The organism is Comamonas testosteroni, from assembly GCF_014076415.1.
Lineage (GTDB): Bacteria > Pseudomonadota > Gammaproteobacteria > Burkholderiales > Burkholderiaceae_C > Comamonas > Comamonas testosteroni_F.
The window spans coordinates 5,904,063-5,929,476 of the sequence record NZ_CP043568.1; the positions used below are offsets into that span (position 1 = coordinate 5,904,063).

A 25,414-nucleotide genomic window follows, 5' to 3' on the forward strand; every position below is an offset into this window, starting at 1 on the left:
ATGCAAACCATAGCTACTTGCAGCGAGGAGAGAAACAATGCAGAAAGATATCTGGGATTTCGTCATCGTGGGGGCCGGCATGGCCGGTGTATCCGCCGCCTGGCAACTGGCGCAGTCGGGTGGCGATACTCCGCCTTCCGTGCTGGTGCTGGAGCGCGAATCCCAGCCCGGCTATCACACTACCGGCCGCTCGGCCGCACTGTTTGAAGAGCATTACGGCCCCGCCCAGGTACAGGCCCTGACCCGCGCCAGCCGCGCCTTCTACGATGCGCCGCCGGCCGGTTTTGCCGAAGCTCCCATCCTCACGCCGCGCGGCGTGCTCTATGTCGGCACGGCCGAGCAAAAGGATCTGGTCGATGCAGCCTATGCAGAAGCCACCATCCACTCCCCCGAGGCCCAGCGCCTGAGCGCCGAGCAACTCAAGACCCTGGTTCCCGTGCTCGATACCGAGGTCTTGGTGGACGGTTTTCTGGACACCGGCGCACGCGATATCGATGTGCACGGCCTGCACCAGGGCTATATCCGCGGCCTGCGCCAGCGCGGCGGCGACCTGTGGTGCAACGCCGAGGTCCAGGCCATCACCCGCGTCAACGACTGCTGGCACATTGCCCTGCCCCAGGGGCTGAGCCTTCGTGCCAAGGTCATCGTCAACGCTGCCGGGGCCTGGGTGGATGTCGTGGCCGCCATGGTGGGTGCGGCTCCCATCGGCATCACGCCCAAGCGCCGCAGCGCCTTCACTTTCCCGGCCCCCGAAGGCATGGATGCCACGCACTGGCCCGCCATCATCAGCGCCGATGAAAACTGGTACATCAAGCCCGACGCCGGCCAGTTGCTGGGCTCACCCGCCAATGCAGACCCCGTGGCACCGCACGATGTCGTGCCCGAAGAGCTGGACATTGCCACCGGCATCTATCACATAGAGGAAGCCACCACGCTGCAAATCCGCCGCCCCTCGCATACCTGGGCCGGCCTGCGCAGCTTTGTCGCCGATGGCGAGCTGGTGATAGGCTGGGATGCCTCGCCCACGCCTGTGCCGGGATTTTTCTGGGTCGCCGCCCAGGGCGGCTATGGCATCCAGAGCGCCGCCGGCTACAGCCTGCTGGCACGCAATCTGCTGCTCGGCGAAACGCTGGATGCGGCGCTGGCCGCGCAGAAGGTGAATGTGGGGGCGGTGTCGCCTGCGAGATGCCAGCGAGTGCATCAGGATTGATAGCGGGTAGCGCTTGATGAGTTTGGGCTATTGCCTGATTTTTGCCTGATTCCCGTGCTGAGGGCGGGTCTCGGCCCGCCGGCCGCCCTTCTTTTCTTGCTCGTGCAAGAAAAGAAGGCAAAAGAACACGTCCCGACTATCTGCGTCCCTGCGCTTCGCTACGGGCAAGCCTGCCAAAGCCATGACGAAATCAGGCTCTAGCGCTTATCTGGATTGCAGCAACAGCTATTAATTTTTCAAAGAAGCTATCCCACATTCGGTATTGCACCTTGTGCCCACGCCTGCGAAGGCAGCCTGTTGTGGCGCGCAGTTGCACCGTAGAGTGCAACAGCATCGTCATCACTTTTACGGCAACGTGTTTGAACGCCGTGAGTTTTGCCGAACAGCCACAAGAGGTTGACGGCACAGGTTACCCAGTAGCGTAGCGAAGGGGGCGTGGGCAGTAGGGGCGGTGTTCTTTGCCTACTTTCTTGGGGGCGGCCCCCCCGCCACCGGCAAGAAAGTGAGTCGGCAAGGCGGGCCGAGACCCGCCCTCTGTCCTGCAATCAGCAGAAAAAACAAAAACGGCCTGCGCCCCAGAGGCACAAGCCGTTTCCCAACCTAGGCGACCTCAGGCCGCCAGTCAAAGCAAGATCAGTTCTCGATCTTGGCGAACTGAACAATCTTCGAGTACTTGGCAATCTCGGTATTGATGTACTTGCCGGCATCCACCTTGGGATCGGCCACCACATTGCCGGTCTCTTCCATCTTCTTGCGGAACTCGGGCGAAGCCATGGTGTCTTCCAGCGCCTTCTTCAGCTTGGCGGCGATGGGAGCGGGCAGGCCCTTGGGGGCCATCAGCGCAAACCAGCTGTTGATGTCCACATTCTTGAACTGGGGCAGCTCGGAGAGGGCCGGAATATCGGGGGTGATGGCCGAGCGCTTGCCTTCGGTCGTACCCAGGGCCACGACCTTGCCGGCCTTGATATGGGGCAGACCCGAGGACAGCACGAACACGCCGAACTCGATGTTGTTTCCCACCAGGTCGGTGGTCAGCGGCGCAACGCCCTTGTAAGGCACATGGGTCATGTGCAGCTTGCCCTGCTCCTTGACCAGCTCGCCGGCCAGGTGCAGCGCCGTGCCCACGCCGGAGCTGCCGTAGCTGAACTTGTCGGGGTTCTTGGACACCAGGCTCACGAACTCGGCCGCGTTCTTCACGCCGGCCTTGTGCGATGCGACCAGTACCATGGGCTGGGAGCCCACCAGACCGATGGGAGTGAAGTCGCCAATGTTGTACTTCACGGCCTTGTTGATGAGCCTGGCGATGGCCAGCTCATTGTTGGCGCCCACCATGATGGTGTAACCGTCGGCAGGGGCCTTGGCCACTTTTTGCGCACCGATGGCGCCACCGGCACCGCCCAGGTTTTCCACCACCACGGGCTGGCCCAGATGCTTGGCCAGGCCGTCGGCCACCAGACGACCGACCAGGTCGGTGCTGCCGCCGGCCGGGTAGCCCACGACCATGGTGATGGCCTTGCTGGGATAGTTGTCGGCGGCGATGGCAGGCACTGCCACGGCAGCGCCCAGCAGCAGGCCCGCAGCGATGGCGGTACGGCGGAGGATGTTTGTGTTCTGCATGAAACTATTCCGAATCTGTATGAGGCAATTGTCCGAATACGGAGAGAACCTTTCAGTGCCGATCTGGCACATTTCAGTGCCATTTCAGCACATCAAGGTACTCCCGGGCAAATCGAGAGGGAGCAACGTCGTCAGGCGCTCGATACCGGCTGTTGTTTTTCAAGCTTCAATTCTGGCCGCAGGCAAAAAAGGAGTGACTGCTCATTTACTGACCGGTGATATCGGTCCAGAACTGCTCCGCAGCGGTGCTCAGGCGGCGTTTGGGCCGATAGAGCCGCACATCGAAATGCACGTCCAGACTGCCGTCGCCGGCCAGCGCCAGACGACCGTCCTGGCAATCGCGCTGCACCATGGACCAGGGCATCCAGGCCACGCCCAGACCCTTGAGCACGTACTCGTAATTGGCATCCGCCGAATCGCATTCGATGCAGCGGCGCAGGCGCGGCCACAGCGGATGGCTGGCCAGATGGTCTTCGGCCAGCCGCCCCAGCGCCATGCTGTGCGAGAACGCCAGATAAGGCACGGGGCTGGCACCGGGCAGCAGGGCCTGCGCCAGTGCAAACAAGGGCTTGCCTTCGGCATCGGCCCGGGCCACGGGCACCAGCTTGTCGCTCATCACCGTCAGATAGCTGAACTGACGGCCATCCAGCCGCACGGCAATGGCCGCATGGTGATAGAGCAGGGCAAAGCTGACCTCGCCGCGCTGCAGCATGTGCACGGTTTCGTCGAGTGTGCGGGTGACGATGCGCATCTCCGCCGTCTGCAGCACGCTGCCGTAGCGCGCCAGCCAGTCGGCCACGATGGTGCGCGCCAGGGTACGTCCCGTGGCCAGCGTGATCACATGGGCCTGCCGACCGGCCACGGCCTGCAGCTCGTCATGCGACTGGGCCAGGGTACGCACCATCTGCTCGGCGGTGTCGCGGAAGGCTTCTCCGGCCGGGGTGAGACGAACCGGCCCGCCGCCCGCTTCGATCAGCGGCGTTCCAGCCCATGCCTCCAGCGCACGAATGCGCCGGCCGAAGGCGGGATGGGTGACATGACGCAGCTCCGCCGCACGCGTGAAGCTGCGCTCCTGAGCCAGAAGCAGAAAGTCTTCCAGCCATTTGCTTTGCATGGCCAGAGCCTACCCTGGCTCAGCTCTGGGCTGCAGCCTGCAGCGTGGCGCGCGTGGCGATGGCGGCTTCGCGTGCAGCCTTGGCAAAGTCGTCGCCCTGCCCTGCGTACAGGATGGCGCGCGAGGAGTTGATGATGATGGGCCCGCCGCCGATGCGGGCCGCCTTGACGGTTGCCACGGCATCGCCGCCCTGTGCACCCACGCCGGGAATCAGCAGCGGCAAGGTGGGAGCCACGGCACGCACGCGCTCGATCTCGTTGGGACGGGTTGCCCCCACCACCAGGCCCAGCTGGCCGTTGGTGTTCCAGGGGCCCTGGGCCAGCTTGGCCACATGCTCGAACATATGGGGGTTGCCAGGCACATCGGCCAGGACCTGGGCCTGCAGATCGTCACCGCCGGGGTTGGAGGTGCGGCACAGCAAAAAAGCTCCCTTGCCCTCGTACTTGAGATAGGGCGTGATGGAGTCGAATCCCATGAAGGGAGAGAGCGTCACGGCATCGGCGCCATAGCGCTCGAAGGCTTCCTTGGCGTATTGCTCGGCGGTGGAGCCGATATCGCCGCGCTTGGCATCCAGAATCACGGGCACATGGGGTGCCACGCGACGCATGTGCTCCATCAGCTTTTCGAGCTGGTCTTCGGCACGGTGAGCGGCAAAGTAGGCGATCTGGGGCTTGAAGCTGTTGACCAGATCATGGGTGGCATCGACGATGGCTGCACAGAAGTCGTAGATCTTGGAAGTATCGCCCTTCATGGCACCGGGGAAGCGGCTGGGTTCGGGGTCCAGACCCACGCACAGCATGGAGTCATTGCGCGTGGACGCGTCGCGCAGCATGTCGATAAAAGTCATAAAGGGGGATTTTAATTGTTCACCCCTTCCAAGCCTTGCCACAGGTTTTGCAGCAAGACGTCAAACTTGGCACACACCAGTGGAGAGACAGCGAGCAAGGGCCTGGGCGGCCCCGCCGCCCCGCAGCGAGGCTGTCGTCCCCCTCCCATAGCGCGCAGCGCGTAGAGAGAGGGGGAAGGCGCGAAGCGCCACAGGGGGAGAAAGTCATCCCGGGGGGAGATAATCCAGCCCCATGCCTTCGTTCACGCCCAAACAGCTCATTCTTCTCGTTCTGCTCACCATCGTCTGGGGCCTGAACTGGCCGGTGATGAAGCTCGGCGTGCAGCATTTTCCGCCGCTGAGCTTTCGCATGGTCAGCATGTGGATAGGCCTGCCGATTCTGGCCCTGCTTGTGATCAGCCAGCGCTTGCCGCTGAACATACCGCGCAGCTACTGGGGCCAGCTGGCCAAGCTCACGCTGTTCAATATGGTGCTCTGGCACTGCCTGATCATCATTGCCATCCCCACGCTGTCCAGCGGGCGCGCGGCGATTCTGGGCTACACCATGCCCATCTTCTCGGCCGTGTTCGGCAGCCTGTTCTTCAAGGACAGGCTGGGCGCACGCGCCTGGGCCGGCGTGGGAGCAGCCTTCGCCGGCGTGCTGCTGCTGCTGTGGCATGAGGTTGGCGCTCTGGGCAGCAAGCCCCTGGGCGTGATGCTGATGCTGATCGCCGCCGCCGGCTGGGCCTGGGGCACGCAGCTGCTGCGCCGTACCGAGGCACCGGTGCCGCTGATGACGCTGTCGCTGTGGATGGTGGCCATCACCACCGTGGTGCTGACCGTGCTGGCCTTTGTTTTCGAGCGCCAGCAATGGCATATGCCCGACCAGAGCGCCCTGGCTGCCATCGCTTTCAATGGTGTGCTGGTGCTGGGCTTTGCCCAGGCCGTGTGGTTCTATCTGGCCCGCAGCCTGCCGCCCGTGGCCTCCACGCTGAGCGTGATGATGATTCCGGTGCTCGGCGTTTTTGTGGGCGCCTGGTGGCTGGGCGAGGTCTTGCACTGGCAGGACTGGACTGCCGTCTGCCTGATGGTGGTGGCAATTGCTTCGGTGCTCTGGCCTGCCAAAAGCAGCCGTTAGTTCGCAGGTGGCTGCGTTTTGCACACGGTGTAGCGCAGCTCGGCCATTCCCGGGCCCATCTGCTGCACGGACTGCAGCTGCAGCACGGGACTCAGTACGCGGCGCGGGAACAAAGGCTTGCCACGGCCCAGAGTGGCCGAACCGATCTGCACAATCACCTCGTCCAGCAGGCCCGCGTCATGGAACTGACCTGCCAGATCTCCACCCCCCACGATCCAGATGTTCCTGTCGCCGGCTGCAGCCCTCATGCCTGCCAGCACGGGCCGCACATCGCCGCTGACAAAACGCACATCGGCTCCCTCTATCAACGGCAGCTGGCGGCTGGAGAAGACCCAGGCAGGCTGCGCATAAGGCCAGGCCGCGCCGGTTTCCCGCTTCACAGCATCGGCGTTGCGGACCATCCACTCATAGGTGGACGAGCCCATGGCCAGCGCACCGACCTGTGCAATAAAGCCCGGATAGCTGGACTCCGTCAGACTGCCCAGGGGAAACAGCCAGTCCAGGGAGTCGTCCTCGGTGGCAAGAAAGCCGTCCAGGCTGGAAGCGGTGTAGTACTGGGTCTTCATGATGGGCTGTAGTTTGCCTTGAAGGCGCTGACTCGGTTGGTTACAGGCCCGCTATCGAGAAAAATCAGTCTCGGTAGCATCCACCATTGCGGCGCTACAGCGCCTCAAAAGGCCTCTTACTGTGCCGGGGGCAGATTCCGTGCCGTGGCCAGCATGGTGGCGCACAGCAGCTCCTGTCCTTCGCGGCAGGAAAACACATCCGCCCGGGCCACTGTCAGCAGCTTGCTGGCCTGGATGACGCGGCCACGTGCCAGCAAGCTCGTGCCATTGGCCGCCGCCAGGTATTTGATGCTGCAGTCGATCGTGGCATTGAACCAGCCAGTCGGCAGCAGCGTCCCTGCCGCCGATACTGCGGCAAAGTCTGCGACGGCAAAGACCGGCGTTGCCTGCAACTGGCCGGGCTTGAAACTCAGACTTTCCTGGTAGGGCAGACAGAGATCGACCTCGCCCGGCTCTATGCGCTCAAAGCGCAGTTGCAGCATCTGCGCCACTGGCATGGACAGCACCAACGCCCTGATATCTCGGGCAAAGTGTTCGTTCTGCGGTGTCATCACTTCCTCCTGCTCCGGCCGGATGAACCGGCCTCGTCACTGCCGCGCGCACGAACACGCGGAAATCCTGGCTTCGAGGCTGGCTGCGGCTCGCGCTCGCCGAACCATGCGATATGTGAAACCAGGTGCTTGCGCAGTGCGCGCCGCTGGGCAATCTCCGCATCCAGTTCGGCAATGCGCTCCGCAAGCCTGGCAATCATCTGGGCTGCCGTCAGTGTCTTGCGACGATAGGCCGGCAGCACTTCGGCGATCTGCGCCAGAGAGAAGCCACATTGCCGCGACATGGCGATGAATCGCAGCTCGCGGATCACGCTGTCATCGAACTCGCGGTAGCCGGATGGGCGCCGACTGGCGGCAATCAGGCCCAGACTCTCATAGTGGCGAATGGCGTGCACGGACACACCCGACAGGCTGGCAAGTTCCGATATCTGCATGGCGACAAGGCTAACAAGCCTGGGGTTACACGAAGGTTGGAAGCCATGGTCACACAGTTTGTCGTCCGTGCTGCGGCCATAAAAAAACGCACCGTGGAACCACGGTGCGTTTTTTGGGGAAAGACTTCCGGGGCGATCAGGCCGCGGCGACTTCCTTCTTGATAGAGCGTGCCTGCATGAACTTGCCCAGTCCGACCACCAGCACGGCGCCCGCTGCAGCAGCGGCATAGTGCAGCCAGGGGTGAGCCATGGTGTAGCCATGCAGCAGGTTGTCGTTGACGATGGTCTCGCCACCCACCCAGCCGATCAGCGCCGCGCCCAGCGTGACGATGACGGGGAAGCGCTCCATGAGCTTGATCATCAGCGTGGAGCCGAAGATCACCAGGGGAATGGAGATGGCCAGGCCCAGGATCAGCAGCACCATATTGCCCTGGGCGGTGGCGGCCACGGCAATCACGTTGTCCAGGCTCATCACCAGGTCGGCGATCAGGATGGTACGGATGGCGGTCATCATGGAGCCATGGCCCTTGGACTCGCCCTCGCCGTCTTCGTCGCCAGTCAGCAGCTGATAGCCGATCCACAGCAGCAGGCAGCCGCCCACGACCTGCAGGAAGGAGAGCTCCAGCAGCTTGGCAGCCACCACGGTCAGCACGATACGCAGCACCACGGCGGCGCCGGAGCCGAACATGATGGCTTTCTTTTGCTGTTCAGGGGGAAGAGAGCGCGCGGCCAATGCGATGACCACGGCGTTGTCGCCGGAGAGGATGATGTTGATCCAGATGATCTTCACCAGGCCGATCCAGAAATCGGCGCTATTGAGCATTTCCATGATGACTCCACTGTTTTGAATATGAAAGCGCCGCATTGCGCGGCGCTTTCTTTTAAGAGTGGAGGCAGTGTAGGGCGCGAAGCCCATCTTGCCAGTTCGTAATACTGCGTAAATTCAACGCTGTATCACGAACTTTTGCACTGGCTTACTTCTTCAGCAGGCCTTGCAGCAGGCGACCCATTTCGGAAGGGTTGCGGGTGATGGTGAAGCCGCACTCTTCCATGATGGCCAGCTTGGCGTCAGCCGTGTCGGCACCGCCGGAGATCAGGGCACCTGCGTGGCCCATGCGCTTGCCGGGAGGCGCAGTCACGCCAGCGATGAAGCCCACGATAGGCTTCTTCATGTTGGCCTTGCACCACTGGGCAGCTTCAGCTTCGTCGGGACCGCCGATTTCACCGATCATGATCACGGCATCGGTGTCGGGATCGTCGTTGAAAGCGCGCATCACGTCGATGTGCTTCAGACCGTTGATGGGGTCGCCACCGATACCGACGGCGGAGGACTGGCCAATGCCCAGTTCGGTCAGCTGAGCCACGGCTTCGTAAGTCAGCGTGCCGGAACGGGACACCACGCCCACGCGGCCCTTCTTGTGGATGTGACCGGGCATGATGCCGATCTTGATTTCGTCAGGCGTGATCAGACCGGGGCAGTTGGGGCCCAGCAGCAGGGTCTTCTTGCCGCCGGCAGCTTCCTTGGCCTTCATCTTGTTGCGCACTTCCAGCATGTCGCGAACGGGGATGCCTTCGGTGATGCAGATGGCCAGGTCCAGATCGGCTTCAACGGCTTCCCAGATGGCAGCAGCAGCGCCTGCGGGAGGCACATAGATCACGGACACGGTAGCGCCGGTTTCCTTGGCAGCGTCCTTGACGGAACCAAAGATTGGGATGTCGAAAATCTTTTCGCCAGCCTTCTTGGGGTTCACGCCTGCCACGAAGCAGTTCTTGCCGTTCGCGTATTCCTGGCACTTTTCAGTGTGGAACTGACCGGTCTTGCCAGTAATGCCCTGGGTGATGACCTTGGTGTCTTTGTTGATAAAGATCGACATGTTTCTATCTCCGGGGCGTATTACTTAACGGCAGCAACGATCTTGGTCGCTGCTTCAGCCATGGTGTCGGCAGCGATGATGGGCAGGCCGGAATCCTTGAGGATTTGCTTGCCCAGTTCTTCGTTGGTGCCCTTCATGCGCACGACCAGAGGCACGCTCAGGTTCACGGCCTTGCAGGCAGTGACCACGCCGGTGGCGATGGTGTCGCACTTCATGATGCCGCCGAAGATATTGACCAGAATACCCTTGACTTCAGGGTTCTTGAGCATGATCTTGAAGGCTTCGGTCACCTTCTCGGCCGTAGCGCCGCCGCCCACGTCCAGGAAGTTGGCAGGTTCGCCGCCGAACAGCTTGATGGTGTCCATGGTGGCCATGGCCAGACCGGCGCCGTTCACCAGGCAGCCGATGTTGCCGTCCAGGGAGATGTAGGCCAGATCGAACTTGGAGGCTTCGATTTCGGCAGCGTCTTCTTCGTCCAGATCGCGGAAGGCCACGATTTCGGGGTGACGGAACAGGGCGTTGGGGTCAAAGTTGAACTTGGCGTCCAGGGCCATCAGGTCGCCCTTGGAGTCGCAGTTCAGGGGGTTGATTTCCACCAGCGACGCGTCGGTGTCCATATAGCACTTGTAGATCTTGGCGAACAGATCCACGGCCTGGTCCACGGACTTGCCTTCCAGACCGATGGCAGCTGCCACCTTGCGCGATTGCGCTTCGGTGATGCCGGTCAGGGGGTCGATCATCTCGGTGATGATCTTTTCGGGAGTGGAGTGAGCCACTTCCTCGATGTCCATGCCGCCTTCGCTGGAAGCGATCAGGGCAACCTTCTGCGTGGCACGGTCAGTCACCAGCGACACATACAGTTCGTTCTTGATGTCGGCGCCGTCTTCGATGTACAGGCGGCGAACCTTCTGACCTTCAGGGCCGGTCTGGTGAGTCACCAGTTGCATGCCCAGGATCTGCTCGGACAGCTTTTGCACGTCCTCGATGGACTTGGCAACCTTCACGCCGCCGCCCTTGCCGCGGCCACCAGCGTGGATCTGGGCCTTCACCACCCACACGGGTCCACCCAGCTTCTGGGCTGCTTCAACAGCCTCTTGCACGGTAAACGCAGGAATGCCACGGGGAACGGGCACACCAAATTGGCGCAAGATTTCCTTGCCTTGGTATTCATGAATCTTCATGACTTTGTCTCTCTGAACTGAGGGGAAATACCCGCTTGCCACCGACTCGGGGGAGCCTGGCCATCGGGTTCATATGACATGGCGAGCAGGAATGTACCATGCTGCACCGCGCAAAACGACACCTGAACATGCGCAGAATCCACAATTTCACGCAACTTTGTCGTGTTCCTGAAACAGCTGCAATGCCTTGAATTCTTTAGGGAAATTATTCCTACACGATATCTTTTCTTCCCGCAACTTTCTTATGTCTTATATACGAGTTAAGGACATTGAAGCAGCGGCTGGCAATGTGCTGACAACCGCGAATAGCTGCTACGTCTACTGGGCCATTCGCGCAGGACTTGCCTAAAAGACAGGCAGTGCACATCCCTGACGAGATTCAAGGACAATCACCGCTCGGAAAGCGGCAATGGTGCCGCAGGCAGCGGCATAGAAACCAAGAAATGCGCGCGCCGGTGCAGGAGAAAATGCAATGGCAAAAGTCTTTATTGACGGAGAAGCAGGAACCACGGGTCTGCAGATCCGTGATCGTCTGGTCGATTTTGCAGGTGTGGAACTGGTCAGCATCGACCCCGCACTGCGCAAGGACCCGGCCGCCAAACGCTCTCTGATTGCCGGTGTGGATCTGGTCATCCTCTGCCTGCATGACGATGCCGCCCGTGAAACGGCAGCCATGGTGGACTCCATCACCGCCGAAACCGGCCGCGCCATCAAGATCATCGACGCCTCCACCGCCCATCGCACGGCCGCAGGCTGGGTCTACGGCTTCCCAGAACTGCGTGCCGGCCAGCTCGACGCAGTGAAGAACGCCACCCGCGTCTCCAACCCCGGCTGCTACGCCACGGGCGCCATCGCCCTGCTGGCACCGCTGGTGGCTGCCGGCCTGATTCCCGCCGACTACCCCGTGAGCCTGCCCTCCGTGTCCGGCTACACCGGCGGCGGCCGCACCATGATCGAAGCCTATGAAGGCGGTGATGCCGCCCCTTACGAGGCCTACGCGCTGGGCCTGTCGCACAAGCACATTCCCGAAATCCTGCACTACACCGGCATGACCCGCCGCCCCGTGTTCATCCCCGCCGTGAGCAACTTTGCCCAGGGCATGCTGGTGCAGCTGCCGCTGCACCTGGATCTGCTGCCCGGCGCACCCAAGGCCGCCGACCTGCACGATGCACTGGCCAGCCATTACGCCCAGACCAACACCAGCGCCAACTGGGTCAGCGTGCTGCCGCCCACGGACGACAACAAGCTGGCCGCCGACACCCTGGCCAATACCAACAAGCTGGAGTTGCGCGTGTTTGCCAACGAGCAATACCGCCAGGCCGTGCTGATCGCGCGTCTGGACAATCTGGGCAAGGGTGCCAGCGGCGCCGCCGTGCAGAACCTGCAGATCATGCTGGGTCTCTGAACACGCCCCGCATCTGCTGAAACGGCCCTAAGGGCCGTTTTTTATTGACTTCGCGGCGACGATCAGCACTTGGCCCCGCTCCGGACAAACAATAAAATCAATAGCTTGCAGCGCTCTTCAGCCAAGGAGTTCAATGCAGAAGATGCATCGAATCATTGTCTATATTGCGCACAGAGCTCCTGTTTTAAAAGCGCATCCTCATGAACCCCACTGAAGCCGCCGCCCGGCGTGCCACGCTCATCGGCCTGCTGGCCGTGCTCTGCTGGAGCTGCACCGTGGGCCTGATGCGTGCCGTGGCCGAGCCGCTGGGCGCCGTCGGCGGCGCGGCCTGCCTCTACACCATGGCCGCCATCTGCATTGCCGCAGCACGCGGGCGCAAAGGCTGGCGCGAGCTGGCACGCTGGCGCAGCATGCACCCTGCCTATCTCTGGGGCTGCGGCCTGCTGTTCGTGGTCTATGAAATCTGCCTGTCCGTAGCCGTGGGCCTGGCCCACGACCGCAGCCAGGCCATGGAAATCGGGCTCATCAACTATCTCTGGCCCAGCCTCACCATCGTGCTGGCTGTGCTGTGCGGCCAGCAGGCGGCTCGCTGGTGGCTGTGGCCAGGCGTGCTGATCTGCCTGTGGGGTCTGGCGCGCGTGCTGGGCGGCGACAGCTTCAGCCTGCCGGTCATGTGGAGCCATGTGCTGGGCAACCCGCTGGCCTATGGCATGGGTTTTGCGGCCGCCCTGCTCTGGCCGACCTACTCGCTGCTGGCGCGCCGCTATGGCGCAGGCTTCAACGCCGTAGGCCTGTTCGTGACTTGGACTGCCATCGCACTGTGGCTCAAATGGCTGATGCTGGGCGAGCCACAGCCCATGCTCTGGACCTGGCCGACCGCCGGCCAGGTCTTGCTGGTCGGGGCGCTCACGGCACTGGGCTACAGCTGCTGGGAGCACGGCATCCAGCATGGCAAGCTGGCCCTGCTGGCTGCGGCGTCCTATTTCACGCCCGTGCTCTCGGCGCTGATGGCCAGCGCCCTGCTGCAGGTGCTGCCGGGCTGGAGCTTCTGGCAAGGCGTGGCACTGGTAACGCTGGGTTCGCTGGTCTGCTGGTGGGCAACGCGCAGCAGCCGGGATTAGGCCGGCACCGCGCCCGCCCGGGCCCTCAGACCGTCAGCCAGATGCCCAAGCCGAGCACGGCGGCATGCCCGGCCAGCAAGATCCACAGCAGCGTCCAGGGCGGCTCGGTCAGAGCCTGCAGCATCTCCTGGATGCGGGCGCCCAGAAAGGCGCGCAGCGCCGGATCGTCCTTGCCGCCTTCGCTGCCCCACTGGGCGCGCGTGTGGCCCCATTCCTCGAGCAGGTCGGCCAGCGGCAGGCGATTGAGCACGCTGCGCACCACGAACTGCACGGCACGCCCGTTGCCCACCCAGGGCTGCAGATGCTCCATCGCCGCGCCCACGGTGAGCAGGTCGGCCGCCTTGTGCAGGGCCTGATGGGCACTGGGCAGGGCCTCGATGCGCTGTGCCAGCATGGCCGCCAGACGCTCGGCCAGGCCCTGGCCGTAGCGCGCCACCAGCTTGCCTGCCGCGCGGGCGCGGCCCAGCTGCAGACCGACCATGAGGTAGGCGGGGATGATGAAGATCAGCACCACGGCCACCAGCAACGGGGGCGACATCAGCAGGCTGATCACGGCGCCGTAGATGCCGGTATGTGCCGAGGCATGAATGCCTTGGCCAGGATCGGCCATCAGGCGGGAGAAATAGAACACGGCCGCGCCGCAGCCCAGCACCAGGGCTAGCAAGGCACCCAGCATCAGGCCGCCCAGCAGCGATTTGCCGGCACTCAGACCCACGCGCAATGCGGACGGAGTATCAGAATTCGAGGCAGTTGAGGGCATGCATTGTCCTTTCCATCACGGAGTCAAACGGTCGCCGGCTACGTGCAGTTCTCAGCCCGCGTCATCACTTTCGTCGAACGCCGAGTATGGAGCTTCGCGCAAAACCCGCGATGCCACGGCAGAAGAAAAGCCGCGCGAAGCCATGAAGCGCAGCTGCTTGGCTTTTTCCTTGATATCGGCAGGCGGCGTACCAAAGCGCTTGCGCCACAGCTCGCGGGCGCGTTCCAGCTCGGTATCGCGCAGTTGGTCGCTCGCGTTGCGCACCACTTCATCGTCCAGCCCTTTGCTGCGCAACTCCTGCACCAGCCGCGCCGTGCCAAAGCGACTGGACTTGCTGTGAATGACGGAATCCACCACCCGCTGCACGCTGATGAAGCCGCGCTTTTCCAGCTCGTCGAGAATGGCCTGCAGGTCATCACCCTCTTCCACATAAGGCGCCAGCTTGCGCTGCAGCTCCAGCCGCGAATGCTCGCGCTGCCCCAGCAGCTTCAGGGCTCGGCCTTTGAGTGAAAGCTTGGCAAAGCTCACGACACATCTCCAGAAACAAAAAGGCGCAGGACGAACCTGCGCAAAGATGGCAAACCTTTTGAGCAATGAGGCCCGCACTCAAACACTGGCGCTCACCAAGCCAGGGACATCAAGCAAGGGCCGCATCGCAGCGAGGATGTCGTCCCCTTTCGCGAAAGGCGCATAGCGCCTCAGGGAAGAATCAGCCTTCAATCACTCCGTCCTTGTCCACCTTGCCCTTGCCGCCCTTGACAGGCTTGGCTTCGGCAGCCGCTGCACCTTCCACAGGCAGCAGCTTGATGCCCAGGCTATCGCGCACCTTGTTTTCGATTTCGATGGCCAGCGCGGGGTTCTCGCGCAGGAACTCACGCGAGTTGTCGCGGCCCTGGCCGATTTTTTCGCCGTTGTAGGCATACCAGGCACCGCTCTTTTCCAGAATCTTGGCGTTCACGCCCATGTCCAGAATCTCGCCTTCGCGGCTGATGCCTTCACCAAACAGAATGTCGAACTCTGCCGTCTTGAAGGGGGGCGAGACCTTGTTCTTCACGACCTTGACCTTGGTTTCGTTGCCGATGGCCTCGTCGCCCTTCTTGATGGTGCCGGTGCGGCGGATATCCAGACGCACGGAGGCATAGAACTTCAGCGCATTGCCGCCGGTGGTGGTCTCGGGCGAACCGAACATCACGCCGATCTTCATGCGGATCTGGTTGATGAAGATGACCATGCAGTTGGTCTTCTTGATGGTGGCCGTCAGCTTGCGCAGGGCCTGGCTCATCAGGCGGGCCTGCAGGCCGGGCAGGGCGTCGCCCATCTCGCCTTCGATTTCGGCCTTGGGCGTCAAGGCGGCCACCGAGTCGATGACGATCAGGTCCACGGCACCCGAGCGCACCAGGCTGTCGCAGATTTCCAGGGCCTGCTCACCGGTGTCGGGCTGGCTGATCAGCACGTCGCTGAGGTTCACGCCCAGCTTCTGGGCGTAGCTGGTGTCCAGCGCATGTTCGGCGTCGATAAAGGCGCAGGTGCCGCCCTGCTTCTGCATCTCGGCAATGACCTGCAGCGTCAGCGTGGTCTTGCCCGAGGATTCGGGACCGTAGATTTCGATCACGCGACCACGGGGCAGACCACCTACGCCCAGAGCGATGTCCAGACCCAGAGAGCCGGTGGAGACGACCTGAATGTCTTCGATGGCTTCACCTTCACCGAGCTTCATGATGGTGCCCTTGCCGAACTGCTTTTCGATCTGGGCCAGGGCTGCAGCCAGGGCTTTGGCTTTTTCGCTGTTGGCGTCGTTGGTCTTGGCGATAGCGTTCATATCAGGCTCCGGAGTAGGTGAATGACTGTCTGTGGCCAGTCCTGTTTTTGCATTCAGGCTGGATGCTTGAACAGTAGTTTAGAGGCCAATACTGCATATTTATTGAAATATTTAGTCAGTTTGCCTTACTATTTATCCATGTCAGAAATAGCCCACGTCACCCCGCCCGCCGATGCCTGGCGCCAGACCCATCTGGGCCGTTTGCTCGGCCATGCCATGCGCCGCTTCGATGCGCGCGTGCTGCAGCTCATGGCGCGCGCAGTGGAGGTGCCGCTGGCGCTATCCAACCTGGCGGCGCGCGACAAGGTGGGGGCAGCCCATATCCACATCACACGCCATCTGTCGCTGGCAGGCGACCGGCTCACCGATCTGGCCGACAAGGCCGGTATGACCAAACAGGCCATGGCCGACTTGGTGACGCAGTGCGAAGCCTGGGGCCTGGTCACGCGCGAGACCGACCCGCATGATGCGCGCGCCAGGCGCGTACGCTTCACCGATGCCGGTCTGGCCTGGTTGCAGGCTTTTCACGACGCCGTAAGCCAGGCCGAGGCCGAGTTTCGTGAAGCCGTGGGAGCGGATGTGGCCACCGTGGTCGCGCTGGGCCTGGAAGCCTATGCCGAAGGCTACTGAGATTCGACACCTGTAAGCGGCTGTCGAGAATTGCCCCGAACAGCCATGGGCCATCCCTACAATGGCAGCAAAAGTGCAAACAGGCACACATAACAAGCAGGAGACACACATGCGCATACTGATTGCCGAAGACGACCAGGTGCTGGCAGACGGCCTGCTGCGCACGCTGCGCAGCTCGGGCGCCGTCGTCAGCCATGTGGCCAATGGCAGCGAGGCCGATACCGCCTTGCTGACCAGCAGCGAATTCGATTTGCTGATTCTCGATCTGGGCCTGCCCAAGGTACACGGCCTGGAAGTGCTCAAGCGCCTGCGTGGGCGCGGCGATGCGCTGCCGGTGCTGATTCTCACGGCCGCCGATTCGATCGAAGAGCGCGTACAGGGCCTGGACTATGGTGCCGACGACTACATGGCCAAGCCGTTTGCGCTGTCCGAGCTGGAAGCGCGCGTGCGCGCCCTCACGCGTCGCGGCATGGGCGGCGCCAGCTCCACCATCAAGCACGGCCCGCTGGTCTATGACCAGACCGGCCGGGTCGCCACCATCGACGGCAAGATGGTGGAGTTGTCGGCGCGCGAGCTGGGCCTGCTGGAGGTGCTGCTGCAGCGCGCAGGCCGTCTGGTCAGCAAGGACCAGCTGGTGGAGCGTCTATGCGAATGGGGCGAGGAGGTGAGCAACAATGCCATCGAGGTCTATATCCACCGCCTGCGCAAGAAAATCGAGAAAGGCCCGATCCGCATCGCCACCGTGCGCGGCCTCGGTTATTGCCTGGAAAAGATAGCTCCCCCCTGAGCGGCTGCGCCTAGGCGGCCCCGCCGCTTCCCCCGAGGGGACGATGGCCTTTGCTGCGGGGCGGCCCTTGCTGGCCATCCCTGAGTTGGAATACGCCAGTTTTACAAGCATGAAAATCTTTCAGCGTGAGCAGCGATCCCTCTTTGGCGAGATCCTCGACTGGATGCTCACGCCACTGCTGCTGCTCTGGCCCGTGAGCCTGGCGCTGACCTGGCTGGTGGCCCAGGGCCTGGCCAACAAGCCCTTCGATCGCGCGCTGGAGTACAACGCCCAGGCCCTGGCCCAGCTGGTCATCGTTCAGCGCGGCAAGGTGCAGTTCAATCTGCCGCAGTCGGCCAGCGAGATCCTGCGCGCCGATGAATCGGACACGGTGTTCTTCCAGGTCAGCGGCACCAGGGGCGAATATCTGGCCGGCGAGCGCGACCTGCCCCGCCCACCCGCCGTCGACGAGGACACGCCCACCGGCTCGGTGCTGCTGCGCGATGAGGAATACAAGGGCATCGATCTGCGCGTGGCCTATATCTGGGTGCGCATGCCCCTGCCCGGCGAGCCCAACGCCCTGGTGCAGGTCGCGGAAACACGCGAAAAGCGCAGCGTGCTGGCCACGGAAATCATAAAGGGCGTGATGCTGCCGCAGTTCGTCATCCTGCCGCTGGCCGCCCTGCTGGTCTGGCTGGCGCTGGCGCGCGGCATCAAGCCGCTGCACCGGCTCGAAGAACGCATACGCGCGCGCAAGCCCGAAGATCTCTCGCCCATCAATCACAAGGATGTGCCGCTGGAGGTGGTGCCGCTGGTCGATTCGGTCAACGATCTGCTGCAGCGCCTGCACGACTCCATCGCCACGCAGAAACGCTTTCTGGCCGATGCGGCCCACCAGCTCAAGACCCCGCTGGCAGGCCTGCGCATGCAGGCCGACCTGGCCCAACGCGAGGGCACCAATACCGAAGATCTCAAACGCTCGCTGGCGCAGATCGGCCGCTCAAGCATGCGTGCCACGCATACTGTCAACCAGCTGCTGGCACTGGCACGGGCCGAGAGCGCCGTGCCCGCCATGCAGGGCTGCAACCTCGTGCGCATCGTCACCGACGTGGTGCAGGACTGCCTGCCGCGCGCCATGGACAAGCACATAGACCTGGGCTACGAGGGTGCCGGTGCCAGCACGCCCGGCGTCTGGCTCAACGGCAATGCCACGCTGCTGACTGAGCTGGTGCGCAATCTGGTGGACAACGCCATCAACTACACACCATCGACCAGCGAACAGCCAGGCATGGTCACCGTGCGCGTGCAGGCCGATCATTTCGGCCAGATCCTGCTGCTGCAGGTCGAGGACTCCGGCCCCGGCGTACCGCTGGGCGAGCGCGAACTGATCTTCCAGCCCTTTTACCGGGCACTGGGCTCCGAAGCCGACGGCTCCGGTCTGGGCCTGCCCATCGTCATGGAAATCGCCCGTCAGCATGGGGCGCAAGTGCTGCTGCAGGATGCCAGGCCCGGTCATGCCCCACCGGGGGCGCTGTTTACCGTGCGCTTCAAGGCCATGCCGGGACAGCAGTGAAGCGCAACCTAAAAATGCACCAATTCGGTGCCAGCCAAGGCTGAAAAACCGCGCCAGGCTTGGCTTTGCGCCCGCTTGCCCCGATTCCCGTAACGGAAACTGCGTATCTGGCAAGTTCTCGCTTACCCTAGAATCAATTCGATCATGGGTTGTCTGAAGAGTCGCTAGTTGCGCTGCGCAAGACAACAATTTGGAATCACTGGATCCCGGGAGCTTTTTGATGCAACGACGTCAATTCATCTACACCGCCGCTGCGGCCGCAGCCGCTTCTTCTTTCTCCGGCATGAGCATGGCGCAGGACACATCGCGTCCTCTGCGCATCGTCGTGCCCTTCCCCGCTGGCGGACCTACCGACATGGTGCCCCGCAACATGCAGGACGTGCTGATCAAGCTGCTGGGCGGCCAGGCCGTGGTGATTGAAAACAAGGCCGGTGCCGGCGGCTCCATCGGCATGGCCGAAGTGGCTCGCGCCACCGATGGCGTGACCTTCGGTATCGCCACGCTGTCCACCCATGGCGTGAACCCCGCCGTGTTCAAGAAGCTGCCCTACGACGCGATCAACGACTTCGTGGGCGTGACCGAGATCGTCAAGGCTCCCGGCGTGCTGGTGATCAACCCCAAGCTGATTCCCGTGAAGACTTTTGCCGAGTTTGTGGCCTACCTCAAGGCCAACCCCGGCAAGGTGTCCTATGCCACCCCCGGCAACGGTACCATCGGCCATATGTGGGGCGCCCAGTTCCTCAAGAGCACGGGCACCGAAATGCACCACATTCCCTACCGTGGCTCTGCACCGGCCATCAACGACGTGCTGGGCAACCAGGTGCCGGTCTACTTCGACCAGGTGAACTCGTCCCTGCCCCATATCAAGTCGGGCAAGGTGCGCGCCCTGGCCGTGTCCTGGCATGAACGCCTGGACGTGCTGCCCGATGTGCAGACCTATGCGCAGGCCGGTCACCCCGATCTGAACGAGCCTTCCTGGTTCGGCCTGGTGGCCCCCAAGAACACGCCCGCCGCACAAGTGGAACGTGTGCAAAAAGCCATCATTGCCGCACTCAAGGACCCCGCCGTCAAGCAGCGCATGGCTGCTCAAGGCCTGTACTCCTCGGGCACATCGAGCGCCGACTTCACCAAGCAGATCGCCAGCGAAGTGGCCAAGATGAAGAAGCTGGCCGCTGTCGCCAATATTCATCTGGACTAAAACAGGAGCTGGTTGCGCCCGTTGCAACTGGTTTTCCAATATAAAAGGCCTGCAAATGCAGGCCTTTCTTGCGATAGCAGCTACGAAAATTACTTGGCACAGGCCTGCAAGGCCTTGGGCAACAGATTCTTGCCAGCCAGCGCCGCCACTTCGTTGCGCAAGGTCGGCGTGGCCTTGGGCAGACGCAACGCATAGGTCGTCACATCGGGGCGCTCCTGCACCACGCGCGCGGTGCGCACGCCCTGGCGCGCAAAAGTGGCCAGCTGGCGCTGGGCGGCTTCTTCCGTCGAAAAACGCCCCAGCGACAGACCGGGCTCGAAACTGCCGCCGGCGCGGTCGAAGTCGATATTCATCAGGCGCAGCTCGCCGCGCTTGCGGTCCATGAATTCGGCGTCGGGGAACTTGCCCATATAGACCATCCAGCGCCCGCCCTGATGACTGGCCACCAGCTCCCAATCGCTCTTGGATTTGCCCGCCAGCGCGCGGCGAATGCTGTCGGCCTGCGCCTCTTCGATACCTGAGGCCTGATAGCAGGCCTCGGGCTCCTTGATGGCTGTCTTGGCATCCTTTGTGTCCTTGCCGTCCTTGCTTTCCCTGGCCGCGGCAGTGACAGCCTCGGGTTTGCCATCCGACTTGCTTTCGGGAGCAGCAGGCGGTGCGCTGTCGTCCACGGCAGGCGCTTCGGGCTCCGGCTCCGCCGTCTTTGCGGGTTCGGTGGCCGGAGCTTGTGCCGCTTCGGGCTGTTGCAGCACCAGGGAATCCGGCCTGATCTGCTCCTGAAGGCGCTGCGGCTCGGACTGCAACTCCGGTGTCAGCCCCATGCCGGCCAGATAGCCGTGGCTCCACATGTAGTAGCCCGCGTTGCCCAGCAGCAAGAGCAGAAAAACGATTCTCAGCATAGGTTTCTCACATCAGTTATCCATGGGCTGCAGCCGCTCGCGGGCAGCCGGGCAAGGTCCTGGGCGGCCCCGCCGCCCCGCAGCGAGGGCTGCGTCCTTCTGCCCTGGCGCGCAGCGCGTAGAGAGAGGAGGAAGGCGCAAAGCGCCTCAGGAGGTGCTTCATTTCAAGCCTGCAGCGGGCTGCCAGCCGGACGCACGCTGATTTCAGAACTGGTCACGGCTTGCAGCCCGGTCGCGGTACGCACCAGAAAGCCGCCATCGGCAGCCACACCCTGAGCCATGCCGCTCGTGCCGTCGCTCAGATTCACCTCGCGTCCGGCCAGCAGATCGCGCTGGGCAAAGCGCTGCATCAGCGGAGCAAAGCCATGCAGGGCAAAGCTCTGCACCTCGGCCACCAGATTGGGCAATATGCAGGCCAGGGCCGTGGGCGCGTCCAGTGCGGCATCGAGCTCCTGCAGGCAGGCCGGGGCCGTGCGCATGCCGTCACCGGCACGGGGGCGAACATTGATGCCGATACCGATCACCACATAGCGCGGGGCCGTCATATCGTGCTGCTGGCCGCCGACAAAGCTGGCGGTCTCGATCAGAATGCCGGCCAGCTTGCGGTCGCCCTCCAGCCACAGATCGTTGGGCCATTTGATGCCGATCTTGGGCGCGCCCCCCGCAGCGGGAAGCTGGGGCTGCAGGCTCTCGGCCACGCTCACACCCACCGCCAATGACAGCCCCGACCAGTCGCGCGGTGCCAGCGGCAGGCCCAGCGAGAACATCAGCGAATCACCGACGCCGCTGACCCAGTTTCGGCCCAGGCGGCCTCGGCCCTGGGTTTGCTGCTCGGCAATCAGCAGCACCGGATCCGTCAGCCCGTCGCGCGCGCGGCGCATGATTTCGGTATTTGAGGAATCGATGGTCGGCAGCACCTCGACCGTGAAGCCCGGCAACTGCGGTGCAATGGCTTCCCACAAGGCTTCGGCATTCCAGTGAATCGGCTGAGTCATTTCTATCTATCCAAATCTAAAAACTGGCGCAACGCAAGACAAAAAACTGACGCGGCCCACACCAGAGACGCCAAGCCAGGGCCATCCCGCAGCGATGGCATCGTCCCCCTCCCGCGAAGCGAGAGAGGGGGAAGCGGCGGGGCCGCCTAGGCAAAGCCGCTCAGGGGGTGCCGTGAGGCATCGGAGGTTTCCAGCCCCTTTTCGGCGCCAGCATGGTGCCGCGGCAGTTCGCAGCGCCGCAGTAGCAGGCATATTCAGCCTTGAGCTTGGCCGTATAGCGCTCTTCCACCATCAGGCCGTAGTCGTAGTTCAGTTCTTCGCCCGCTGCAATATTGCGCAGCGCCACGATATAGACGCGACCGTCGATCTCGTCGGTGTAGCAGTTGGGCGCGCAGCTGTGGTTGATCCAGCGCGAGGAGTTGCCCTTGTGCGTGGCATCTATCACCCGCTCATCGTCGACCTGAAAGTAAAAAGTGTGATTGGGCTGGCTGGGATCATGCGGATGACGATCCTGCGCCTCCTGCCAGTCAATCACTTCACCCACGTACTCAATAATGGTTTCGCCTTCCGCAATATCCTGCGCGGCGAAAACGCCTTTGCCATGAACGCCGGAGCGCCGGGTCTGGATGCGGCGGCCGGTTGAAGAGGCCAGTGATGTGCGGGGCATGTTTTCTCTGATACTTTGAATATGCACACATGTGCGCATGCGCGCGCGTGAGAAGCGAATTGTATGAGCCTGAGTTTTGATTCGGGTTCAGGTGGTTAATGACGACGAGAACACACAATGACTAAAACCCTGGTGATTGCAGAGAAGCCTTCTGTCGCACAGGACATCGTCCGTGCGCTGACCCCGGTGGCAGGCAAGTTCGAAAAACACGATGACTATTTCGAATCCGACAGCTATGTGGTGACCAGTGCGGTCGGCCACCTGGTGGAGATTCAGGCGCCCGAAGAATTCGACGTCAAGCGCGGCAAATGGAGTTTTGCCAATCTGCCGGTCATTCCCCCGCGCTTCGACCTCAAGCCCGTGGACAAGACCAAGACCCGCCTGAACGCCGTGGTCAAGCAGGCCAAGCGCAAGGATGTGACCGAACTCATCAACGCCTGTGACGCGGGCCGCGAGGGGGAGCTGATCTTCCGCCTGATCGAGCAATACGCGGGCGGCGCCAAAGGGGGCCTGGGCAAACCCGTCAAGCGCCTGTGGCTGCAGTCCATGACGCCGCAGGCGATTCGCGACGGCTTCAACAATCTGCGCAGCGACCAGCAGATGCAAGGCCTGGCCAGCGCCGCGCGCAGCCGCTCCGAAGCCGACTGGCTGGTGGGCATCAACGGCACGCGCGCCATGACGGCCTTCAACTCGCGCGACGGCGGCTTCTTCCTGACCACCGTGGGCCGCGTGCAGACGCCCACCCTGTCCCTGGTGGTGGAGCGTGAGGAAAAGATCCGCAAATTCGTCAGCCGCGACTACTGGGAAGTGCACGGCACTTTCGACGCCCAGGCCGGCCAGTACCTGGGCAAGTGGTTCAACCCGCAGTGGAAGAAATCGGACGATGCCGAGGCCAAGGCCGACCGCCTGTGGAACAAGGCCGAGGCCGAAGCGATTGCCGCAGCCGTCCAGGGCAAGCCGGCCACCGTCACCGAGGAAAGCAAGCCCACCACGCAGGCATCGCCCCTGCTTTTCGACCTGACCAGCCTGCAGCGCGAGGCCAACGGCAAGTTCGGCTTCTCGGCCAAGACCACGCTGGCGCTGGCGCAAAGCCTGTACGAACGTCACAAGGCCCTGACCTACCCGCGTACCGACTCGCGCGCCCTGCCCGAGGATTATCTGCCCGTCGCCAAGCAGACCTTCGACATGCTGGCCACCAGCGGCATGCGCCATCTGGCGCCGTTTGCCCAGCAGGCCATCAACGACAACTACATCCGCCCCACCAAGCGCGTGTTCGACAACAGCAAGGTGTCGGATCACTTTGCCATCATCCCGACCACCCAGGCCCCCTCCGGCCTGTCGGAAGCCGAACAGAAGCTGTACGACCTGGTCGTGCGCCGCTTCATGGCCGTGTTCTTCCCCAGCGCCGAATACCAGGTCACCACGCGCATCAGCAAGGTGGAGCAGCACAGCTTCAAGACCGAGGGCAAGGTGCTGGTCAAGCCGGGCTGGCTGGCCATCTACGGCAAGGAAGCCGCCAACGAGGTGGAGGACGCCAAGGAAGGCGACAAGGGCCAGCCCCTGGTGGCCGTGCAGCCCGGCGAGCAGCCGCGCACCCACCACGCCGATGTCAAGGGCCTCAAGACCAAGCCGCCGGCACGCTACTCCGAAGCCACGCTGCTGGGAGCCATGGAAGGCGCCGGCAAGCAGATCGACGACGACGAGCTGCGCGAAGCCATGCAGGAAAAAGGCCTGGGCACGCCAGCCACGCGCGCGGCCATCATTGAAGGCCTGCTGACGGAAAAGTACATGCTGCGCGAAGGCCGCGAGCTGATCCCCACGGCCAAGGCCTTCCAGCTGATGACGCTGCTGCGCGGCCTGGAAGTCGAGGAGCTGTGCCGTGCCGACCTGACCGGCGAATGGGAATTCAAGCTGTCGCAGATGGAAAAAGGCCAGCTCTCGCGCGAAGCCTTCATGCAGCAGATCCAGGCCATGACCGAGAAGCTGGTCAAGAAGGCCAAGGAATACGACCGCGACACAATTCCCGGCGACTATGCGACGCTTTCCACACCCTGCCCCAACTGCGGCGGCGTGGTCAAGGAAAACTACCGCCGCTATGCCTGCACAGGCGCCAATGGTGCCAGCGAAGGCTGCGGCTTCTCGTTCACCAAATCGCCGGCCGGCCGCACCTTCGAGACGGCCGAGGCCGAGCAACTGCTGCGCGAGCGCCGTATCGGCCCGCTGGAAGGCTTCCGCTCCAAGGCCGGCTGGCCGTTTGTGGCCGAGGTCGCCATCGTGCGTGACGAGGAAAACAGCAACTTCAAGCTGGAATTCGACTTCGGCGACGACAAGGACTCCGAGGACACGGGCGAGATCGTGGACTTTGCCCACCAGCAAAGCCTGGGCCCCTGCCCCAAGTGCGGCTCGCCCGTGTTCGAGCATGGCGCCAACTATGTCTGCTCCAAGGCCGTGCCCACGCTGGCCCAGACCACGCCCAGCTGTGACTTCAAGAGCGGCCAGATCATTCTGCAGCAGCCCATAGAGCGCGAGCAGATGAGCAAGCTGCTGCAGACCGGCAAGACCGATCTGCTGGAGAAGTTCGTCTCCAACCGCACGCGCCGCAACTTCAAGGCCTTCCTGGTCTGGGATGGCGCAGCGGGCAAGGTGAACTTCGAGTTCGAGCAGCGCGAAGGCAAATACCCGGCGCGCAAGACGGCTGGCGCTGCAGCGGCCAAGACCACGACGGCTGCCGCCAAGAAGACAGGCACGGCAGCCAAGAAGACCGCCGCCAAGACAGCGACCAAGGCGACGACCAAGACCGCTGCGGTGAAGAAGCCCCGCACCGTGAGCGCCACGCTCAAGCCCAGCGCCGACCTGGCCGCCGTGATCGGCAGCGAGCCGACCTCGCGCCCCGACGTGATCAAGAAGCTCTGGGACTACATCAAGGCCAACGGCCTGCAGGATGCCAAGGACAAGCGCGCCATCAACGCCGACGCCAAGCTCAAGCCGGTGTTCGGCAAGGAGCAGATCAGCATGTTCGAGCTGGCCGGCATCGTGGGCAAGCATGTGAGCTGATCGCCAGCCCTGCCAA

General features: G+C 62.9%; 24 protein-coding genes. 9 read left to right on the forward strand and 15 right to left on the reverse strand.

Going from position 1 to position 25,414, the window contains the following annotated elements; all coding sequences use genetic code 11:
- Positions 1 to 37 precede the first annotated feature (37 nt).
- The gene (locus F0P97_RS27190; protein ID WP_182285093.1) at positions 38 to 1,210 is read left to right on the forward strand and encodes an NAD(P)/FAD-dependent oxidoreductase; all 1,173 of its coding nucleotides are present in this window, start codon (positions 38 to 40) and stop codon (positions 1,208 to 1,210) included.
- Positions 1,211 to 1,843: 633 nt separating this feature from the next.
- On the opposite strand, the gene F0P97_RS27195 is transcribed toward F0P97_RS27190, so the two are convergent.
- The 3 genes from F0P97_RS27195 to pyrF all read right to left on the reverse strand — a co-directional run bounded on the left by F0P97_RS27195 (position 1,844) and on the right by pyrF (position 4,788).
- Positions 1,844 to 2,827: a Bug family tripartite tricarboxylate transporter substrate binding protein gene (locus F0P97_RS27195; RefSeq protein ID WP_182285094.1), complete on the reverse strand. Its 984-nt coding sequence runs from the start codon at positions 2,825 to 2,827 to the stop codon at positions 1,844 to 1,846.
- Between the two features lie 205 nt (positions 2,828 to 3,032).
- Positions 3,033 to 3,941 (reverse strand): LysR family transcriptional regulator, encoded by a 909-nt coding sequence (locus F0P97_RS27200; protein WP_012840359.1) that lies wholly within the window; start codon positions 3,939 to 3,941, stop codon positions 3,033 to 3,035.
- Positions 3,942 to 3,960: 19 nt separating this feature from the next.
- Complete coding sequence (pyrF, locus tag F0P97_RS27205) at positions 3,961 to 4,788, reverse strand: orotidine-5'-phosphate decarboxylase (RefSeq protein ID WP_182285095.1); 828 nt, start codon at positions 4,786 to 4,788, stop codon at positions 3,961 to 3,963.
- A gap of 232 nt (positions 4,789 to 5,020) precedes the next feature.
- Here pyrF and F0P97_RS27210 point away from each other — a divergent pair, with 232 nt between their 5' ends.
- Positions 5,021 to 5,905 carry a DMT family transporter gene (locus F0P97_RS27210; RefSeq protein WP_182285096.1) on the forward strand — a complete coding sequence of 295 codons (885 nt, stop codon included), beginning with the start codon at positions 5,021 to 5,023 and terminating at the stop codon, positions 5,903 to 5,905.
- Here the strand turns inward: F0P97_RS27210 and F0P97_RS27215 are convergent.
- From F0P97_RS27215 to sucC, 6 genes are all read right to left on the reverse strand, one after another.
- On the reverse strand, positions 5,902 to 6,471 hold the full coding sequence (locus F0P97_RS27215; RefSeq protein WP_182285097.1) for a dihydrofolate reductase family protein: 570 nt from the start codon (positions 6,469 to 6,471) through the stop codon (positions 5,902 to 5,904). The two genes, F0P97_RS27210 and F0P97_RS27215, sit on opposite strands and share 4 nt — an antisense overlap.
- 116 nt (positions 6,472 to 6,587) lie before the next feature.
- A complete protein-coding gene (locus F0P97_RS27220) occupies positions 6,588 to 7,022 on the reverse strand; it encodes a PaaI family thioesterase (RefSeq protein ID WP_182285098.1) in 435 nt (144 codons plus the stop codon).
- Positions 7,022 to 7,456 carry a MerR family transcriptional regulator gene (locus F0P97_RS27225; RefSeq protein ID WP_182285099.1) on the reverse strand — a complete coding sequence of 145 codons (435 nt, stop codon included), beginning with the start codon at positions 7,454 to 7,456 and terminating at the stop codon, positions 7,022 to 7,024. Before F0P97_RS27225 ends, F0P97_RS27220 begins: the two co-directional genes overlap by 1 nt.
- A 136-nt stretch (positions 7,457 to 7,592) precedes the next feature.
- Entirely contained in the window at positions 7,593 to 8,285 is a 693-nt protein-coding gene (locus tag F0P97_RS27230) for a TerC family protein (protein WP_182285100.1), read from the reverse strand.
- A gap of 145 nt (positions 8,286 to 8,430) precedes the next feature.
- Positions 8,431 to 9,330 (reverse strand): succinate--CoA ligase subunit alpha, encoded by a 900-nt coding sequence (gene sucD / locus F0P97_RS27235; protein WP_003064739.1) that lies wholly within the window; start codon positions 9,328 to 9,330, stop codon positions 8,431 to 8,433.
- 20 nt (positions 9,331 to 9,350) lie between these two features.
- Positions 9,351 to 10,511 (reverse strand): ADP-forming succinate--CoA ligase subunit beta, encoded by a 1,161-nt coding sequence (gene sucC / locus F0P97_RS27240; protein WP_003064741.1) that lies wholly within the window; start codon positions 10,509 to 10,511, stop codon positions 9,351 to 9,353.
- A 472-nt stretch (positions 10,512 to 10,983) separates the two neighbouring features.
- On the opposite strand from sucC, the gene argC reads away from it, so the two are divergent.
- Together argC and yddG are read left to right on the forward strand one after the other, a co-directional pair.
- On the forward strand, positions 10,984 to 11,916 hold the full coding sequence (gene argC / locus F0P97_RS27245; protein ID WP_003060061.1) for an N-acetyl-gamma-glutamyl-phosphate reductase: 933 nt from the start codon (positions 10,984 to 10,986) through the stop codon (positions 11,914 to 11,916).
- Between the two features lie 200 nt (positions 11,917 to 12,116).
- On the forward strand, positions 12,117 to 13,037 hold the full coding sequence (gene yddG, locus F0P97_RS27250) for an aromatic amino acid DMT transporter YddG (RefSeq protein ID WP_182285101.1): 921 nt from the start codon (positions 12,117 to 12,119) through the stop codon (positions 13,035 to 13,037).
- Between the two features lie 25 nt (positions 13,038 to 13,062).
- Here yddG and F0P97_RS27255 read toward each other — a convergent pair whose 3' ends face one another.
- From F0P97_RS27255 to recA, 3 genes are all read right to left on the reverse strand, one after another.
- Complete coding sequence (locus F0P97_RS27255) at positions 13,063 to 13,797, reverse strand: hypothetical protein (protein WP_182285102.1); 735 nt, start codon at positions 13,795 to 13,797, stop codon at positions 13,063 to 13,065.
- Between the two features lie 51 nt (positions 13,798 to 13,848).
- Positions 13,849 to 14,325, reverse strand: a complete 477-nt coding sequence (recX, locus tag F0P97_RS27260) for a recombination regulator RecX (protein WP_182285103.1) — start codon at positions 14,323 to 14,325, stop codon at positions 13,849 to 13,851.
- A gap of 181 nt (positions 14,326 to 14,506) precedes the next feature.
- Positions 14,507 to 15,616, reverse strand: a complete 1,110-nt coding sequence (gene recA, locus F0P97_RS27265; protein ID WP_182285104.1) for a recombinase RecA — start codon at positions 15,614 to 15,616, stop codon at positions 14,507 to 14,509.
- Between the two features lie 138 nt (positions 15,617 to 15,754).
- Here recA and F0P97_RS27270 point away from each other — a divergent pair, with 138 nt between their 5' ends.
- From F0P97_RS27270 to F0P97_RS27285, 4 genes are all read left to right on the forward strand, one after another.
- A complete protein-coding gene (locus F0P97_RS27270) occupies positions 15,755 to 16,246 on the forward strand; it encodes a MarR family winged helix-turn-helix transcriptional regulator (RefSeq protein ID WP_182285105.1) in 492 nt (163 codons plus the stop codon).
- A gap of 109 nt (positions 16,247 to 16,355) precedes the next feature.
- The gene (locus F0P97_RS27275; protein ID WP_003064757.1) at positions 16,356 to 17,033 is read left to right on the forward strand and encodes a response regulator transcription factor; all 678 of its coding nucleotides are present in this window, start codon (positions 16,356 to 16,358) and stop codon (positions 17,031 to 17,033) included.
- 109 nt (positions 17,034 to 17,142) lie between these two features.
- A complete protein-coding gene (locus F0P97_RS27280; protein ID WP_182285106.1) occupies positions 17,143 to 18,585 on the forward strand; it encodes a sensor histidine kinase in 1,443 nt (480 codons plus the stop codon).
- Positions 18,586 to 18,805: 220 nt separating this feature from the next.
- Positions 18,806 to 19,783 (forward strand): tripartite tricarboxylate transporter substrate binding protein BugE, encoded by a 978-nt coding sequence (locus tag F0P97_RS27285; RefSeq protein WP_182285107.1) that lies wholly within the window; start codon positions 18,806 to 18,808, stop codon positions 19,781 to 19,783.
- Between the two features lie 89 nt (positions 19,784 to 19,872).
- Here the strand turns inward: F0P97_RS27285 and F0P97_RS27290 are convergent, their stop codons facing one another.
- The 3 genes from F0P97_RS27290 to F0P97_RS27300 all read right to left on the reverse strand — a co-directional run bounded on the left by F0P97_RS27290 (position 19,873) and on the right by F0P97_RS27300 (position 22,344).
- Complete coding sequence (locus F0P97_RS27290; RefSeq protein WP_182285108.1) at positions 19,873 to 20,682, reverse strand: SPOR domain-containing protein; 810 nt, start codon at positions 20,680 to 20,682, stop codon at positions 19,873 to 19,875.
- A gap of 164 nt (positions 20,683 to 20,846) precedes the next feature.
- Positions 20,847 to 21,677 (reverse strand): biotin--[acetyl-CoA-carboxylase] ligase, encoded by an 831-nt coding sequence (locus F0P97_RS27295; protein WP_182285109.1) that lies wholly within the window; start codon positions 21,675 to 21,677, stop codon positions 20,847 to 20,849.
- A 160-nt stretch (positions 21,678 to 21,837) separates the two neighbouring features.
- On the reverse strand, positions 21,838 to 22,344 hold the full coding sequence (locus F0P97_RS27300; RefSeq protein ID WP_034351085.1) for an SET domain-containing protein: 507 nt from the start codon (positions 22,342 to 22,344) through the stop codon (positions 21,838 to 21,840).
- A 117-nt stretch (positions 22,345 to 22,461) separates the two neighbouring features.
- Here F0P97_RS27300 and F0P97_RS27305 point away from each other — a divergent pair, with 117 nt between their 5' ends.
- Positions 22,462 to 25,398 carry a DNA topoisomerase III gene (locus F0P97_RS27305; protein WP_182285110.1) on the forward strand — a complete coding sequence of 979 codons (2,937 nt, stop codon included), beginning with the start codon at positions 22,462 to 22,464 and terminating at the stop codon, positions 25,396 to 25,398.
- The last annotated feature ends 16 nt before the right edge of the window (positions 25,399 to 25,414 follow it).